Source organism: Streptococcus equi subsp. zooepidemicus (assembly GCF_015689395.1).
Classification (GTDB): domain Bacteria; phylum Bacillota; class Bacilli; order Lactobacillales; family Streptococcaceae; genus Streptococcus; species Streptococcus equi.
In genome coordinates, this window is record NZ_CP065054.1 from 459,911 (window position 1) to 475,202 (window position 15,292).

The window sequence follows — 15,292 nt, forward strand, 5'->3', positions numbered from 1 at the left end:
GGCAGCTTCAAACGTCTTATCTTTTATTAGCTGCTATTATATTATAAAGTCTAAATATTAATAAACGGTATCAATTGGATAACAAACTCTTTTTTCTGGTACCCATTGTTCTATTTTTGCAAGGGGCTACCAGACCTCTTATCTCTGATAGCTTTCTCTTTTTGTTTGTGATAAAATATAACACATATTGAGGAGGTGTGCCATGAAAGCTATCATTACAGTTGTTGGTAAGGACAATCAAGGGATTGTCGCAGGTGTTTCAGGACAAATTGCTGCATTAGGGTTAAATATTGATGACATTTCACAGACCGTTTTAGATGATTATTTTACCATGATGGCCATTGTCTCAAGCAGTGAAAAGCAGGATTTTGCCCATTTGCGTGAGGTGCTTCAGGCTTATGGAAAGCAATTGCAGGTGACGATTAATATTCAAAGCGCAGCGATTTTTGATGCTATGCACAACATATAAGGAGCTTGACCATTATGGATATTAGACAGGTTCGTGAAACGGTTGAGATGATTGAGGAGCAGCATTTTGATATTCGTACCATTACGATGGGGATTTCCTTGCTGGATTGTATTGATTCGGATATTGATAGAGCTGCCGCTAAGATTTACCAAAAGATTACGACAAAGGCAGCCAATCTTGTGGCGATTGGTGATGACATTGCAGCAGAACTAGGTATTCCCATTGTTAATAAGCGTGTCTCTGTAACTCCGATAGCCCTTATTGGGGCGGCAACAGACGCAGAAGACTACCTGCCGCTTGCAAAAGCTCTGGATCAGGCTGCCTGTGATATCGGAGTTGACTTTATCGGTGGCTTTTCAGCTCTTGTGCAAAAAGGCTATCAAAAGGGTGATAAGATTTTGATTGAGTCTATTCCTCAGGCTTTGGCTCAAACACAGAAGGTCTGCGCTTCGGTTAATGTTGGATCAACAAGGTCTGGTATTAATATGACAGCAGTTGCAGATATGGGGCGTATCATCAAGGAAACCGCCAAGGCTTCTGAAATGGGGGCAGCAAAGCTAGTAGTCTTTGCTAATGCTGTTGAGGACAATCCTTTTATGGCAGGAGCCTTTCATGGTGTCGGTGAGGCGGATACGGTGATTAACGTTGGTGTTTCAGGACCTGGTGTGGTCAAAAGAGCCTTGGAAAAGGTTCGTGGTGAAAGCTTTGACGTTCTAGCCGAGACAGTCAAAAAAACGGCCTTTAAAATCACGCGTATCGGTCAGCTAGTGGGACAGATGGCAAGTGAGCGGCTAGGTGTGGGCTTTGGTGTTGTGGATCTGTCGCTAGCTCCCACTCCAGCAGTTGGTGACTCTGTGGCACGTGTCTTAGAGGAGATGGGACTTGAAATGGTTGGTACACATGGCACAACTGCTGCCCTAGCTTTACTTAATGACGCAGTCAAAAAGGGTGGTGTTATGGCTTGCAACCGAGTGGGCGGGTTGTCAGGTGCCTTTATCCCTGTATCAGAGGACGAGGGCATGATTGCAGCAGTGCAGGGAGGCTCGCTTAATCTTGAAAAGCTGGAAGCCATGACTGCCATTTGCTCAGTTGGCTTGGATATGATTGCGATCCCAGAAGAGACACCATCTGAAACCATCGCAGCTATGATTGCTGATGAGGCAGCTATCGGGGTGATTAACCAAAAGACAACAGCTGTTCGTATTATTCCAAAGGGTAAAGAGGGTGATATGATTGCTTTTGGTGGCCTTTTAGGTACAGCCCCAGTCATGCCTGTCAACCCACATTCGTCTCTTGAGTTTATCGCGCGTGGTGGGCAGATCCCTGCACCTATCCATAGCTTTAAGAATTAACTGCTAGCACTTGCATGGTTTTGCAAGTGTTTTCTTTTAATGCTATAATAGCAGAGAGACTTTGGAGGTTCATTATGACAAAAACAAGATTATACATTGCCAGACATGGCAAGACGATGTTCAATACCATTGGTCGTGCACAGGGCTGGAGTGATACCCCCTTGACAAAGGCAGGAGAAGAAGGCATTCGTGAATTGGGACTTGGTTTGAAGGCTGCTGGTATTCCATTCAAGGCTGCTTTTTCGAGTGATTCAGGTCGTACCATGCAGACAATGGAGATTATTCTACGAGAGTCTGACAATGAGTTTTTACCCTACACTAGAGATAAGCGGATTCGTGAGTGGTGCTTTGGTAGCCTGGATGGGGCTTATGATTCTGAGCTGTTTTTAGGTGTTCTTCCTAGAACAAAGGCCTTTGAAAATCGTGACAATCTGCGTGATGTGCCTTATTCAGAATTAGCAGAGAGTATTGTCGAGGTTGATACTGCTAACTGGGCAGAGCCCTGGGAGGTATTGAGCAAGCGTATCTATGAGGGCTTTGAGGCTATCGCGCTTGCTGTTGAAAATGCAGGAGGTGGCAATGCTATCGTGGTTAGTCATGGCATGACCATCGGTACCTTTATGTGGCTAATTGACCCAGATAGGGAAAAGCAATACATTGACAATGGAAGCGTCACTGTTGTGGAATATGAGAATGGGCAGTTTACCATCAAAACGATTGGAGATATGAGCTACCGCTATCGTGGTCGTGAGATAATTGAGTCAATAAGAGATGAAGAATAACACTATAAGAGTCCTTTTACAGGCCTTGGTCGTCCTGTTGTTTTTATCAGGGGTTTACCTCTTTATCAAGCCTGAAAAACAGGCTGTAGGCCCCAAGGCCAATCAAACAGTACCTGCCCCAAAGGCAGCTAAGCAGGCTAAAAAGACTACTGATCTGCCAAAGGTATCAACTACGGACTGGCAGCTGGTCCTTGTCAATCGCGATCACCCTCAAGAGGAAATGAGTCCTGAGTTGGTTGAGATTAATGGGATTCCTATTGATAAGCGCATTGAGCAGGAGACGGCTGATTTTCTAGCAGCGGCGCAGACGATTGAACCTCAGGAGCACTTGATTGCTGGTTATCGTTCGGTTGTCCAGCAAGAAGAGCTTTATCAGTCTTATATTGCCCAAGAGCTGGCAAATGATCCTAGCCTGACCCAAGAGGCAGCTGAAGCCTTGGTTCGGAAATATGCCCAGCCAGCAGGCACTAGTGAACATCAGACTGGTCTAGCCATTGATATGAGCACAGTAGATAACTTAAACGCTAGTGATCCTAAGGTGGCACAGGAGATTCAAAAAATAGCTCCACAATTTGGTTTTATTTTGCGCTATCCAAAAGGGAAGCAGACTAGCACAGGGATTGAGTATGAGGACTGGCATTATCGCTATGTTGGTAAAGCCTCTGCCCAATACATTACCGCTCATAGCCTCAGCCTGGAAGAATACCTAACACGATTGAAGGAGAAAAAATGAGAAAACGACTTAAATTTTCCTATTTTCTAGTGTTTTTAGTGTTCATTATGGTGGCTTTGATTGGTCCCTTGTTGTTCAATGCCAAAGGCACATCGGCCAGTCAAGAAATGCCTGTTCCCTATACAGAGAAGCAATTTATCCAGTTGGTTGCTAAGGAGGTCAAGCCATTGGCCAAAAACTATGGCATTCGTCCTTCTATTTTGGTTGGTCAGATTATTTTAGAAACCAATTATGGCAGAACCCTGTTGGCGGCCAAATACCACAACCTTTTTTCACTGCAGCCAGCTCCAGGGCAGGCTTCCATTAGCCTCAAGAAGCAAGCAGCTTCAAAGCACAAGACAGTCTATGCTATCTATCGGGACAGAGAGGACTCTATCAGAGCTTACTTATCATGGCTTAGTCAAGGCACAGGCGAGGAGAAAAAGCTTTACCAAAGCCTAGCAACTGAAAAAGGGTATAAAAAACCTGCTAAAAGTCTGCAGACCTATCGCTATTCTGATGATAAAGACTATGCCCAAAGGCTTGTGCAGCTGATTGAAGTAAGAGGTTTGACAAGCTATGATGATTGAGGAGATGAAAAAGACACCGAAACAACTGGTAAGCTCAGGTATTTGCTTTAGTAGGTATTGCAACTTTGTATCAGCTTGAAGATGTAAGCCTTAAGAGTAGGAGCTGTGAGCACGCAGCCTGATTTATCCTACTCTACTAAAGGCTTGATTGTTAGGCCTTAAGGCTTCAGGCAGTTAAGCTAATCCCCCTTACAGCTTAGCGCTCCTTTTAGCTAGCGAGTCGGGAGAAGCCAATACCAGTCTGAGAGGTAGTAAGTGGCTCTCTATTACTTCTTTCAAGCATAATGTCAAAGGCAACACTGTCAATGTTTTATAAAAATTAGCACTCTAAAAAAAGAGTGCTAATTTTTTGAGTTTTTTTCTTGACATGCTAGTTTAAAAGGATATAATAGAACTATAAATTAGCAGTCCAATGTATAGAGTGCTAACAGAAAGGGAGTGATTGGTTTGTGATCACAGAGAGACAATCTAATATTTTGAATCTTATTGTAGATTTATTTACACAGACCCATGAACCAGTTGGCTCTAAGGCTTTGCAGTCACTTATTGCTTCTAGTAGTGCCACTATTAGAAATGACATGGCAAAGCTTGAAAAACTAGGATTGCTGGAGAAGGCTCACACATCAAGTGGGCGCATGCCAAGTGCGGCAGGCTTTAAATATTTTGTAGAGCATTCTCTTAATCTTGGCAGCATTGATGAGCAGGACCTTTATCAGCTGGTCAAGGCCTTTGATTTTGAGGCCTTTAAGCTGGAGGACGTTTTGCTAAGAGCCAGCCAGATGCTATCGGATACGACCGGCTATACGGCGGCGATTTTAGATGTTGAGCCTGCAAGGCAAAGGCTGACAGGCTTTGATATTGTTCAGCTATCTAGTCATGATGCCTTGGCAGTTTTGACCTTAGATGAGTCCAAGCCGTTGACCGTACAGTTTGCCATTCCTAAGAATTTTATGAATCGTGATTTGCTGGTGCTTAAGGGCATTGTTGCTGATCGCTTACTTGGCAAAGATGTCATGACTGTTCATTACAAGCTGCGAACAGAAATCCCTCAGATTGTTCAGAAGTATTTTACGGTGACGGACAATGTTTTGGATTTGTTTGACTATATCTTTGTTGGGCTTTTTCGAGAAACGATTTTTGTCTCTGGCAAGGTTGCTGCTCTTGATTATGCTGGCCTTGCGACCTATCAGTTTCTTGATGAGGAGCAGCGCTTAGCCCTATCCATCAGACAGAGTCTATCAGAGGAAGAGATGGCAACGGTTCAGGTTGCTGACAGCAGTGAGTCAGCCCTAGCAAACGTGACCTTGCTGACCTACAAGTTTTTAATTCCATACAGAGGATTTGGCCTGTTAAGCTTAATTGGGCCGGTTGATATGGATTATCGTCGTAGCGTTAGCTTGATTAATGTGATTGGTCAGCTGCTGGCTGTGAAGCTAAGAGATTATTACCGTTACTTAAACAGCAACCATTATGAGGTTCACTAAGGCCTTAATATGATTTAAGAAAATGTAAGAAAGGGGTAGACACCTTGTCTAAAAAACCAAAAGAAGAGCTCAAGGATCAAGAGGACATTCTTGATGAGGCTGCTGAGGAAGCAGTAGAGCCAGTTGAAGAGGCTGATCAATCAGCTGATACTGTTGCTGATGAAGCAGCCAAAGAGATATCTGAGCTAGAGTTGGCTCTCCAGCGAGCAGAGGATTTTGAAAATAAATACCTCAGAGCTCACGCAGAAATGCAAAATATTCAGCGTCGTGCGAATGAAGAACGCCAAAGCTTGCAGCGCTATCGTTCACAGGATTTAGCTAAAAAAATCCTTCCAAGCTTAGATAACTTGGAGCGTGCTTTGGCTGTTGAGGGTCTGACAGATGATGTCAAAAAAGGCCTAGAAATGGTGCAAGAAAGCCTTGTTCAAGCCCTTAAAGAAGAAGGTATTGAAGAGGTTCCTGTGGAAGCCTTTGACCACAATCTGCACATGGCAGTCCAAACCCTACCAGCAGATGATGACCACTCAGCAGATAGTATCGCTCAGGTTTTCCAAAAAGGCTATAAGCTTCATGAGCGCTTACTAAGACCAGCGATGGTGGTTGTGTACAACTAGTCACTAATGATGGCTATTAAAATGGCTCGTCATTAGACGGCAACCGCTGTGGCGGCTTGCCTAGACTCCTTACTAGCTCAATAGCAAAATGGTATCGATTTTGCTATCTCACGTCGCAATTATCCCGTGATGATAGCTAATCAATAAAATGAATCATGTCCGAAATGACGGTAAACTATGAAAATAAGAAATAAGATTGCTGCTTTTTGCGCTAGCAAAAGCGAACGAAGTGAGCATTACCGATACTCTTCGCCGTGGCAAAAGTCATAAAACATTAGTGTTTTATGACTCGGAAAATTTGAGACTTTAGGCTCAAATTTCAGCTATGAGATTCCATAGGAAGCTGCTAGCGTCCGTGCCACATAAGAGGAGTATCATAAATATATAAAAGAGGAAAAAATATTATGTCTAAAATTATTGGTATTGACTTAGGAACAACAAACTCAGCAGTAGCAGTTCTTGAAGGAACAGAAAGCAAAATCATTGCCAACCCAGAAGGCAACCGCACAACCCCTTCAGTAGTGTCATTTAAAAACGGTGAAATCATTGTCGGTGACGCTGCCAAGCGTCAAGCAGTGACAAACCCTGATACTGTTATCTCAATCAAATCAAAAATGGGAACCTCTGAAAAGGTTGCTGCTAATGGTAAAGAATACACACCACAAGAAATCTCAGCAATGATTCTTCAATACCTTAAAGGCTATGCAGAGGACTACCTTGGTGAAAAGGTAACAAAAGCTGTTATCACAGTTCCTGCCTACTTCAACGATGCACAACGTCAAGCTACTAAGGACGCAGGTAAGATTGCTGGGCTTGAGGTAGAACGTATCGTCAACGAACCAACTGCAGCAGCTCTTGCTTACGGTCTTGACAAGACAGATAAAGAAGAAAAGATCTTAGTCTTTGACCTTGGTGGTGGTACCTTTGACGTGTCTATCCTTGAATTGGGTGATGGTGTCTTTGATGTGCTTGCAACTGCTGGTGACAACAAGCTCGGTGGTGACGACTTTGACCAAAAAATCATTGATTTCTTAGTAGCAGAATTCAAGAAAGAAAACGGAATCGACCTATCACAAGATAAAATGGCTCTTCAACGCTTGAAGGACGCTGCTGAAAAAGCTAAAAAAGATCTTTCAGGTGTCACTCAAACTCAAATTTCATTGCCATTCATCACTGCTGGCGCTGCTGGTCCTCTTCACTTGGAAATGAGCCTGTCTCGTGCAAAATTTGATGACCTGACTCGTGATTTAGTAGAGCGTACGAAGGTTCCTGTTCGCCAAGCGCTGTCTGATGCAGGCTTGAGCTTATCAGAAATCGATGAGGTTATCCTTGTTGGTGGTTCAACTCGTATCCCAGCTGTGGTTGAAGCTGTTAAGGCTGAAACTGGCAAAGAGCCAAACAAATCAGTGAACCCTGATGAAGTTGTAGCGATGGGTGCTGCTATCCAAGGTGGTGTGATCACTGGTGATGTTAAAGACGTTGTTCTTCTTGACGTGACACCATTGTCACTTGGTATCGAAACAATGGGTGGCGTCTTTACAAAGCTTATTGACCGCAACACAACAATTCCAACCTCTAAATCACAGGTCTTCTCAACTGCAGCAGACAACCAGCCAGCTGTTGATATCCACGTGCTTCAGGGTGAACGCCCAATGGCGGCAGATAACAAAACACTTGGACGTTTCCAATTGACAGACATTCCTGCAGCCCCTCGTGGTATCCCACAAATCGAAGTAACCTTTGACATCGACAAAAACGGTATCGTTTCTGTTAAGGCAAAAGACCTAGGTACTCAAAAAGAACAACACATTGTCATCAAATCTAACGATGGTCTTTCTGAAGAAGAGATTGAACGCATGATGAAAGACGCTGAAGCCAATGCTGAAGCCGATGCAAAACGTAAGGAAGAGGTTGACCTTAAAAATGAAGTTGACCAGGCTATCTTTGCAACTGAAAAGACTATTAAAGAAACTGAAGGCAAAGGCTTTGACACAGAGCGTGATGCTGCTCAAGCAGCTCTTGATGAGCTTAAGAAGGCTCAAGAGTCAGGCGACCTTGATGATATGAAAGCTAAGCTTGAAGCGCTTAATGAAAAAGCACAAGCCCTTGCTGTTAAAATGTACGAGCAAGCAGCTGCAGCACAACAAGCCCAGGCTGGTGCAGAAGGTGCAGCAGATACAGGCTCAACAAACAGTGGCGATGATGTTGTAGATGGTGAGTTCACTGAAAAATAAGCTGTGAGGAGCTGAGGCCGCTCAGTAAAGCTAGAAACTGAGGCGATAGTCCCCTCCCCTAATTGCTAGAAAATAGCATAGCAAGGCTAAATAAATAGAAATCAAATAGGCGGGGCGCCTCGCTCCGTCTGTTTTTGTCAATGAAGGAAAGAATAAATGAATAATACGGAATTCTATGATCGTCTTGGAGTCTCAAAGGACGCTTCAGCCGATGATATTAAACGAGCTTACCGTAAGATGTCTAAGAAATACCACCCAGACATTAATAAAGAGCCGGGAGCTGAGCAAAAATACAAGGACGTGCAGGAGGCTTACGAGACCCTAAGCGACTCACAAAAGCGCGCAGCCTATGATCAATACGGTGCAGCCGGAGCAAATGGTGGCTTTGGTGGTGGAGCAGGAGGCTTTGGCGGCTTTGATGGCGGCGGCTTTGGTGGCTTTGAGGATATTTTCTCAAGCTTCTTTGGTGGCGGCGGTATGCGTAATCCCAATGCCCCACGTCAGGGTGATGACCTTCAATACAGGGTCAACCTTTCCTTTGAGGAGGCCGTTTTTGGGACTGAAAAGGAAGTCAGCTACAATCGTGAATCAACCTGCAGCACCTGTGCAGGCTCAGGAGCTAAGCCTGGAACAAGTCCTACAACCTGCCGTAAATGTCATGGCTCAGGGGTTATCAATGTTGATACGCAGACCCCACTTGGCATGATGCGTCGTCAGGTGACCTGTGATGTCTGTCATGGCAGCGGTCAAGAAATCAAAGAGCCTTGCCATACCTGTCATGGAACTGGTCATGAAAAGAAGGTTCATAAGGTTTCAGTAAAAATCCCAGCAGGTGTTGAAACCGGCCAACAAATCCGCCTACAGGGTCAGGGTGAAGCAGGCTTTAATGGTGGACCTTATGGTGATTTGTTCGTTATTTTAAATGTGCTTCCAAGTAAACAGTTTGAGCGCAATGGCTCTACTATTTACTACAGCTTGAATATTTCATTTGTTCAGGCTGCTTTGGGAGATACAGTAGATATTCCAACGGTCCATGGTGATGTTGCCATGTCTATTCCCGCTGGAACACAAACTGGTAAGGTATTTCGCTTGAAGGGCAAGGGGGCTCCTAAGCTTCGAGGCGGAGGCCAAGGAGACCAGCATGTAACTGTAAACATTGTAACGCCTACCAAGCTCAATGAGGCTCAAAAGGAGGCCTTGAAGGCTTTTGCGGAGGCTAGTGGCGAAAAGCCGATTGCTCCAAAGAAAAAAGGTTTCTTTGACAAGGTCAAAGACGCTCTAGAGGATATTTAAGCGGGTCTTGTTTACACACTCTATGAGCGATTGATCACAATTGTATAGAAATGGTTGAGCATAGGTCATGCTAAAGCTGCAGAGTCTGAGACATTTTTGTCTTAGGCTCTTTTTGTTAGAGGTATAAGGGCTGTGCTGGATCTAAGCTTGGCTTTGGAACTGAACTTTTTAAATTGCGTATATAATTTTAATGTATTTTTTACAATCTTTTTCTTGCATAACGACTGATTCTAGTGTACTATAGTCTAGTAATTAATTTGATTGTCAAATTATTTGGTCATAAAATTATTTGTTCATCAAATAAGCTGTCAGAAAAGAGGAGTGATATGACGTTTCAAAATATCATTTTTGAGCTTGAAGAGGATTTGGCCATTTTAACCTTAAATCGTCCAGAGGTTTCTAATGGCTTTAATATTCCAGCCTGTCAGGAGATTCTTGAGGCTATCCAGGTGGTTAAGGATAATCCCTCTTTGCGCTTTTTAGTGATTAAGGCAAAGGGTAAGGTCTTTTCAGTCGGTGGTGACTTGGTTGAGATGCAAAATGCTGTTGAAAGAGATGATGTCCAGTCTCTGGTCAAGATTGCTGAGCTGGTTCAGGACATTTCCTTTGCTATCAAGCAATTGCCAAAGCCTGTTATCCTCTGTGCTGATGGTGCGGTGGCTGGTGCGGCCTTTAATATTGCCCTAGCGGTGGATTTTTGTATTGCTAGCACCCAGACAAAATTTATTCAGGCCTTTGTTAATGTCGGCTTAGCGCCAGATGCAGGCGGTCTTTTCTTGTTAACACGTGCCGTTGGCCTAAATAGAGCGACTCATCTGGTGATGACCGGTGAGGGGGTGACAGCAGAAAAAGGGCTTGAGTACGGATTTGTCTATCGAGCTGCTGAGTCAGATAAGCTTGATAAGACCTGTAGTCAGCTGTTAAAGCGTTTGAGGCGTGGCTCTTCAAATTCCTACGCCGGCATGAAATCTTTGGTATGGCAAAGCTTTTTTGCAGGTTGGGAGGATTATGCTCAAAAAGAGCTTGCTATTCAAGAGGAATTGGCCTTTAAGGAGGACTTTAAAGAGGGCGTCAGGGCTTATGGAGATAGGAGGCGGCCAAATTTTCAGGGGAAATAGCTCTTATGTGCTTGCAAAATACTTTGATGTCTGATATACTTTGAAAATCAAAGTATTTTACAGCTAGGGAGGTGTTTACTTGGAATATAATAAGATTAATCAATATTTAGTTGATATTTTCAACAGAATTTTGGTTATTGAGGAAATGAGCTTAAAAACAAGTCAATTTAATGATGTTTCTCTAAAGGAGATGCACACAATTGAGATTATTGGAAAATATCAGCAGGTAACGCCAAGTGACATCGCAAGAGAGCTCATGGTTACCTTAGGAACGGTTACCACTAGCTTAAACAAGCTAGAGCTAAAGGGCTATATTGAAAGAACAAGGTCAAGCGTGGATAGACGGGTTGTTTACCTGTCACTGACCAAAAAGGGGCGTCTTCTGGATCGTCTCCATGCAAGATTCCATAAAAATATGGTCGGTCATGTGATCGCTGATATGAATGAGGACGAAATGCAAGCCCTGTTACGTGGCTTGGGGAACTTACATCAGTTTTTGGAGGATTTGGTTTAATGGTCTTTTCAAAAATTAGTCAGGTGGCTCATTATACGCCTAAGCAGGTTATTAGTAATGACGATCTGTCGCAAATCATGGACACCAGCCACGAATGGATTTCGTCACGGACTGGGATTGAGAAGCGTCACATTTCCACTGTGGAGATGACCAGTGATTTAGCCATTCGGGTAGCAGAGCAATTGTTAGCAGGGTCAGGATATGATGCGACTGCACTTGATTTTATCATCGTTGCTACGATTAGCCCAGATGCTAGCATGCCATCGACGGCAGCAAAGGTTCAGGCTGCTATCGGTGCTACTAATGCATTTGCTTTTGATATGACAGCGGCCTGCAGTGGCTTTGTCTTTGCCTTAGCAATGGCGGATAAGTTGATTGCATCAGGGGCTTATCAAAGAGGCTTGGTTATTGGAGCAGAGACCCTGTCTAAGATTATTGATTGGCAGGATAGAAGCACAGCTGTTTTATTTGGAGATGGTGCTGGCGGAGTCTTATTAGAGGCCAGCGAGCAGCAGCATTTTCTAGCTGAGGCCTTACATACTGATGGTGCGCGAGGTCAAAGCCTGACATCAGGTCAGAGCAGTCTGCGCTCACCATTTTCTCAAGGACAGGAGGTCAACTCCTTTCTTCAGATGGATGGTCGTGCTATCTTTGACTTTGCGATTAGAGATGTTTCAAGAAGCATTACAGCAATCATTGAGCAATCAGGATTGGCCAAGGAGGAGTTAGACTATCTGCTTTTACATCAGGCCAATCGGCGTATTTTAGATAAGATGGCTAAGAAAATTGGTATGCCAAGAGAGAAATTTCTGGAAAATATGATGCACTATGGCAATACCAGTGCAGCTAGTATACCAATCTTACTATCTGAATCAGTCCAGAATGGACAGCTTAAATTAGATGGCAGCCAGCATATTTTACTGTCGGGCTTCGGCGGAGGTTTGACATGGGGCAGTCTAATTGTTAAAATCTAGTTATATCATGTGCCTAGCACATTTATAAAATAAATATTTATATTAAGGAGACATAAAATGGCAGTATTTGAAAAAGTACAAGAAATTATCGTTGAGGAGCTTGGTAAAGACGCAGAAGAGGTAACCCTAGAAACTACCTTTGATGATTTAGATGCTGACTCACTTGATGTTTTCCAAGTGATCTCAGAAATCGAAGATGCCTTTGACATTCAAATCGAAACAGAAGAAGGCTTAAACACAGTTGGTGACCTTGTTGCCTACGTTGAAGAAAAAACAAAATAAAGCTCAAGCAAGTGAGAATACTGATTAACCAGCCTGCTGATTAATGAACTGCTTTAGTTGGTCAATTGATATGTAATAATCGAACCATCAGGGTGAGATTAGACCCTCTTTCAGGCTCTAACTCGCTCTTTCTTCTTATTATGATAGTTTGATTATCAAATTATTCTCCTGATTTCTTTGCATAGAAGGTTATTATGAAAACACGTATTACAGAATTACTTAATATTGATTATCCCATTTTTCAGGGAGGTATGGCCTGGGTGGCTGATGGTGATCTAGCAGGTGCTGTCTCCAATGCTGGTGGTCTTGGGATCATTGGTGGAGGAAACGCTCCTAAAGAGGTGGTCAAGGCAAATATTGATCGTGTCAAAGCGATCACAGATAAGCCCTTTGGGGTTAATATCATGCTGCTATCTCCCTTTGCAGATGACATTGTCGATTTGGTGATCGAAGAAGGTGTCAAGGTGGTGACCACTGGCGCTGGAAATCCAGGGAAATACATGGAGCGCCTTCATGAGGCAGGTATTATCGTGATTCCAGTTGTTCCTAGCGTTGCCCTGGCTAAGCGCATGGAAAAATTAGGCGTTGATGCTGTTATTGCTGAAGGAATGGAGGCTGGTGGCCATATCGGTAAATTGACAACGATGACCTTGGTTAGGCAGGTGGTAGATGCTGTTTCTATTCCAGTTATTGCAGCAGGTGGGATTGCAGATGGTCGAGGTGCAGCAGCAGCCTTTATGCTGGGTGCTGAGGCTGTTCAGGTTGGAACTCGATTTGTTGTGGCAAAGGAATCTAATGCTCACCAAAGCTTTAAGGATAAAATTTTGAAGGCTAAGGACATTGATACTGTCATTTCAGCTCAAGTTGTTGGTCATCCGGTACGCTCTATCAAAAATAAGCTAACATCAGCTTATGCTAAGGCTGAAAAAGAATTTTTAGCAGATCGTAAGGCTGCTAGTGACATCGAAGAAATGGGAGCAGGAGCTCTGCGCAACGCTGTGATTGATGGTGATGTGATCAATGGCTCTGTCATGGCAGGGCAGATTGCAGGCTTAATTAGAGCAGAAGAAAGCTGTGAAGCCATCCTAAAGGATATCTACTATGGTGCAGCAGCAGTGATTAGTCAAGAAGCTAAGCGCTGGCAAGCTCTTGCAGCTGATGACAAAAACGAAACGATATAAATAAGGAGAAGTATGACAAAAACAGCCTTTTTATTTGCTGGTCAGGGTGCTCAGACACTAGGCATGACAAGAGATTTGTATGACCAATATGCCATTGCTCGTGACACCTTTGATCAGGCTAGTCAGCTTTTAGGCTATGATTTACGCAAGCTCGTTGATACCGACCAGGATCGGTTGAACCAGACAGCCTACACGCAGCCAGCAATCTTAACCGCTTCAGTCTCCATTTACCGTATCTTAACTTCTTACGGGGTTCATCCTGATATGGTGGCGGGGCTTTCTCTTGGAGAATATTCTGCTCTAGTTGCGGCAGGTGCTCTGAGCTTTGAGACTGCTCTAGAGTTAGTTGCAAAAAGGGGACGCTTTATGGAGGAAGCAGCGCCTGCTGGCTCTGGTAAAATGGTGGCTGTGATGAATACAGAGGCTAGGCTTATTGAGGAGGCTTGTCAAGAGGCTTCCTCGGTTGGTGTTGTGTCACCTGCTAACTATAATACGCCAGGACAGATTGTTATTGGTGGGACAGCTGAGGCTGTCAATGCAGCACTTGAAATCTTAAAAGCAAAGGGAGTGAAGCGTTTAATTCCGCTGAATGTCTCAGGACCTTTCCATACAGCACTTTTAGCGCCTGCTAGTCAAAGGTTGGCAGAGGAGCTCAGCAAGATTCAATTTCAGGACTTTGATCTGCCACTGGTTGGAAATACAGAGGCTAAGGTCATGGAAAAGGATCGGATTGCAGAATTATTGGCGCGTCAGGTCATGGAGCCTGTTCGTTTTTACGACAGTATTGAGGTTATGAAGGCTAACGGTGTCAATCAGTTTGTTGAGATTGGCCCTGGCAGGGTTTTAACAGGCTTTATTAAAAAAATCGACAAAAAGCTGCTATGCAGCAGTGTTGAAGATGTGCCAAGCCTACAATTGTATTTGGGAAAATAGGAGGGAATGCTAAGCTATGGAAATTAAAGGAAAAAACGTTTTTATCACAGGGTCAACAAGAGGTATTGGACTAGCAATGGCTCACCAATTTGCAGGACTGGGTGCAAACATTGTTCTCAATGGTCGCTCAGCAATTTCTGATGAGCTGGTGGAGACGTTTAAGGATTACGGTGTGAAGGTTGTGCCGATCTCAGGAGATGTTTCAGAGGGTGCTGATGCTAAGCGAATGGTTGATGAGGCTATTGAGCAGCTTGGCTCTGTGGATATTTTGATCAACAATGCTGGTATCACTAATGACAAATTGATGCTCAAAATGTCAGAGGAGGACTTTGAGTGCGTCTTAAAAGTCAATCTGACAGGAGCATTTAACATGACACAATCGGTCTTAAAGCCGATGACAAAGGCTCGCCAGGGTGCTATCATCAATGTGTCTAGTGTTGTCGGCCTAACAGGAAATATCGGTCAAGCAAACTATGCAGCGTCCAAGGCTGGCTTGATTGGCTTTACCAAATCAGTTGCTCGTGAGGTTGCGGCGCGTGGCATTCGGGTAAATGCAATTGCACCAGGCTTCATTGAATCTGATATGACAGGTGTCCTTTCTGAAAAGATGCAGGAGCAGATTTTAAGTCAAATTCCAATGAAGCGTATTGGTAAGGGGCAGGAAGTTGCTCAGGCAGCAAGCTTCCTAGCTAGTCAGGATTATATTACTGGTCAGGTGCTTGCCATTGACGGCGGCATGACAATGCAATAAAATAGAGGT

16 protein-coding genes are annotated in these 15,292 nt (G+C 43.9%); all 16 read left to right on the plus strand.

Features of this window, described 5'->3' with window-relative positions:
- The first annotated feature begins 202 nt into the window (after positions 1-202).
- Complete coding sequence (locus tag I2432_RS02280) at positions 203-469, plus strand: ACT domain-containing protein (RefSeq protein ID WP_014622356.1); 267 nt, start codon at positions 203-205, stop codon at positions 467-469.
- 14 nt (positions 470-483) lie between these two features.
- A complete protein-coding gene (locus I2432_RS02285) occupies positions 484-1,821 on the plus strand; it encodes a PFL family protein (RefSeq protein ID WP_206156406.1) in 1,338 nt (445 codons plus the stop codon).
- A gap of 74 nt (positions 1,822-1,895) precedes the next feature.
- On the plus strand, positions 1,896-2,603 hold the full coding sequence (locus I2432_RS02290; RefSeq protein WP_012678458.1) for a histidine phosphatase family protein: 708 nt from the start codon (positions 1,896-1,898) through the stop codon (positions 2,601-2,603).
- The gene (locus I2432_RS02295; protein ID WP_043040136.1) at positions 2,593-3,336 is read left to right on the plus strand and encodes a M15 family metallopeptidase; all 744 of its coding nucleotides are present in this window, start codon (positions 2,593-2,595) and stop codon (positions 3,334-3,336) included. Before I2432_RS02290 ends, I2432_RS02295 begins: the two co-directional genes overlap by 11 nt.
- Positions 3,333-3,905: a glucosaminidase domain-containing protein gene (locus I2432_RS02300; protein WP_206156405.1), complete on the plus strand. Its 573-nt coding sequence runs from the start codon at positions 3,333-3,335 to the stop codon at positions 3,903-3,905. The genes I2432_RS02295 and I2432_RS02300 overlap by 4 nt, the downstream gene beginning before the upstream one ends.
- 449 nt (positions 3,906-4,354) lie before the next feature.
- Positions 4,355-5,389 carry a heat-inducible transcriptional repressor HrcA gene (gene hrcA / locus I2432_RS02305; protein ID WP_206156404.1) on the plus strand — a complete coding sequence of 345 codons (1,035 nt, stop codon included), beginning with the start codon at positions 4,355-4,357 and terminating at the stop codon, positions 5,387-5,389.
- A 44-nt stretch (positions 5,390-5,433) separates the two neighbouring features.
- Positions 5,434-6,003 carry a nucleotide exchange factor GrpE gene (gene grpE / locus I2432_RS02310; RefSeq protein ID WP_126436367.1) on the plus strand — a complete coding sequence of 190 codons (570 nt, stop codon included), beginning with the start codon at positions 5,434-5,436 and terminating at the stop codon, positions 6,001-6,003.
- A 404-nt stretch (positions 6,004-6,407) separates the two neighbouring features.
- The gene (dnaK, locus tag I2432_RS02315; protein WP_041785294.1) at positions 6,408-8,237 is read left to right on the plus strand and encodes a molecular chaperone DnaK; all 1,830 of its coding nucleotides are present in this window, start codon (positions 6,408-6,410) and stop codon (positions 8,235-8,237) included.
- Positions 8,238-8,393: 156 nt separating this feature from the next.
- Positions 8,394-9,530, plus strand: a complete 1,137-nt coding sequence (gene dnaJ / locus I2432_RS02320) for a molecular chaperone DnaJ (protein WP_206156403.1) — start codon at positions 8,394-8,396, stop codon at positions 9,528-9,530.
- Between the two features lie 326 nt (positions 9,531-9,856).
- Positions 9,857-10,648 carry an enoyl-CoA hydratase gene (locus I2432_RS02325; RefSeq protein ID WP_206156402.1) on the plus strand — a complete coding sequence of 264 codons (792 nt, stop codon included), beginning with the start codon at positions 9,857-9,859 and terminating at the stop codon, positions 10,646-10,648.
- A 79-nt stretch (positions 10,649-10,727) separates the two neighbouring features.
- Entirely contained in the window at positions 10,728-11,162 is a 435-nt protein-coding gene (fabT, locus tag I2432_RS02330) for a fatty acid biosynthesis transcriptional regulator FabT (RefSeq protein WP_012515055.1), read from the plus strand.
- Positions 11,162-12,136: a beta-ketoacyl-ACP synthase III gene (locus I2432_RS02335; RefSeq protein ID WP_012678450.1), complete on the plus strand. Its 975-nt coding sequence runs from the start codon at positions 11,162-11,164 to the stop codon at positions 12,134-12,136. The genes fabT and I2432_RS02335 overlap by 1 nt, the downstream gene beginning before the upstream one ends.
- Positions 12,137-12,193: 57 nt before the next feature.
- Positions 12,194-12,418 carry an acyl carrier protein gene (locus tag I2432_RS02340; protein ID WP_012515057.1) on the plus strand — a complete coding sequence of 75 codons (225 nt, stop codon included), beginning with the start codon at positions 12,194-12,196 and terminating at the stop codon, positions 12,416-12,418.
- Positions 12,419-12,612: 194 nt separating this feature from the next.
- The gene (gene fabK, locus I2432_RS02345; RefSeq protein ID WP_012678449.1) at positions 12,613-13,599 is read left to right on the plus strand and encodes an enoyl-[acyl-carrier-protein] reductase FabK; all 987 of its coding nucleotides are present in this window, start codon (positions 12,613-12,615) and stop codon (positions 13,597-13,599) included.
- Positions 13,600-13,611: 12 nt separating this feature from the next.
- Positions 13,612-14,532, plus strand: coding sequence for an ACP S-malonyltransferase (gene fabD / locus I2432_RS02350; RefSeq protein ID WP_206156401.1), 921 nt, complete (start codon positions 13,612-13,614; stop codon positions 14,530-14,532).
- A gap of 16 nt (positions 14,533-14,548) precedes the next feature.
- Complete coding sequence (gene fabG / locus I2432_RS02355; protein WP_206156400.1) at positions 14,549-15,283, plus strand: 3-oxoacyl-[acyl-carrier-protein] reductase; 735 nt, start codon at positions 14,549-14,551, stop codon at positions 15,281-15,283.
- Positions 15,284-15,292: the final 9 nt, after the last annotated feature.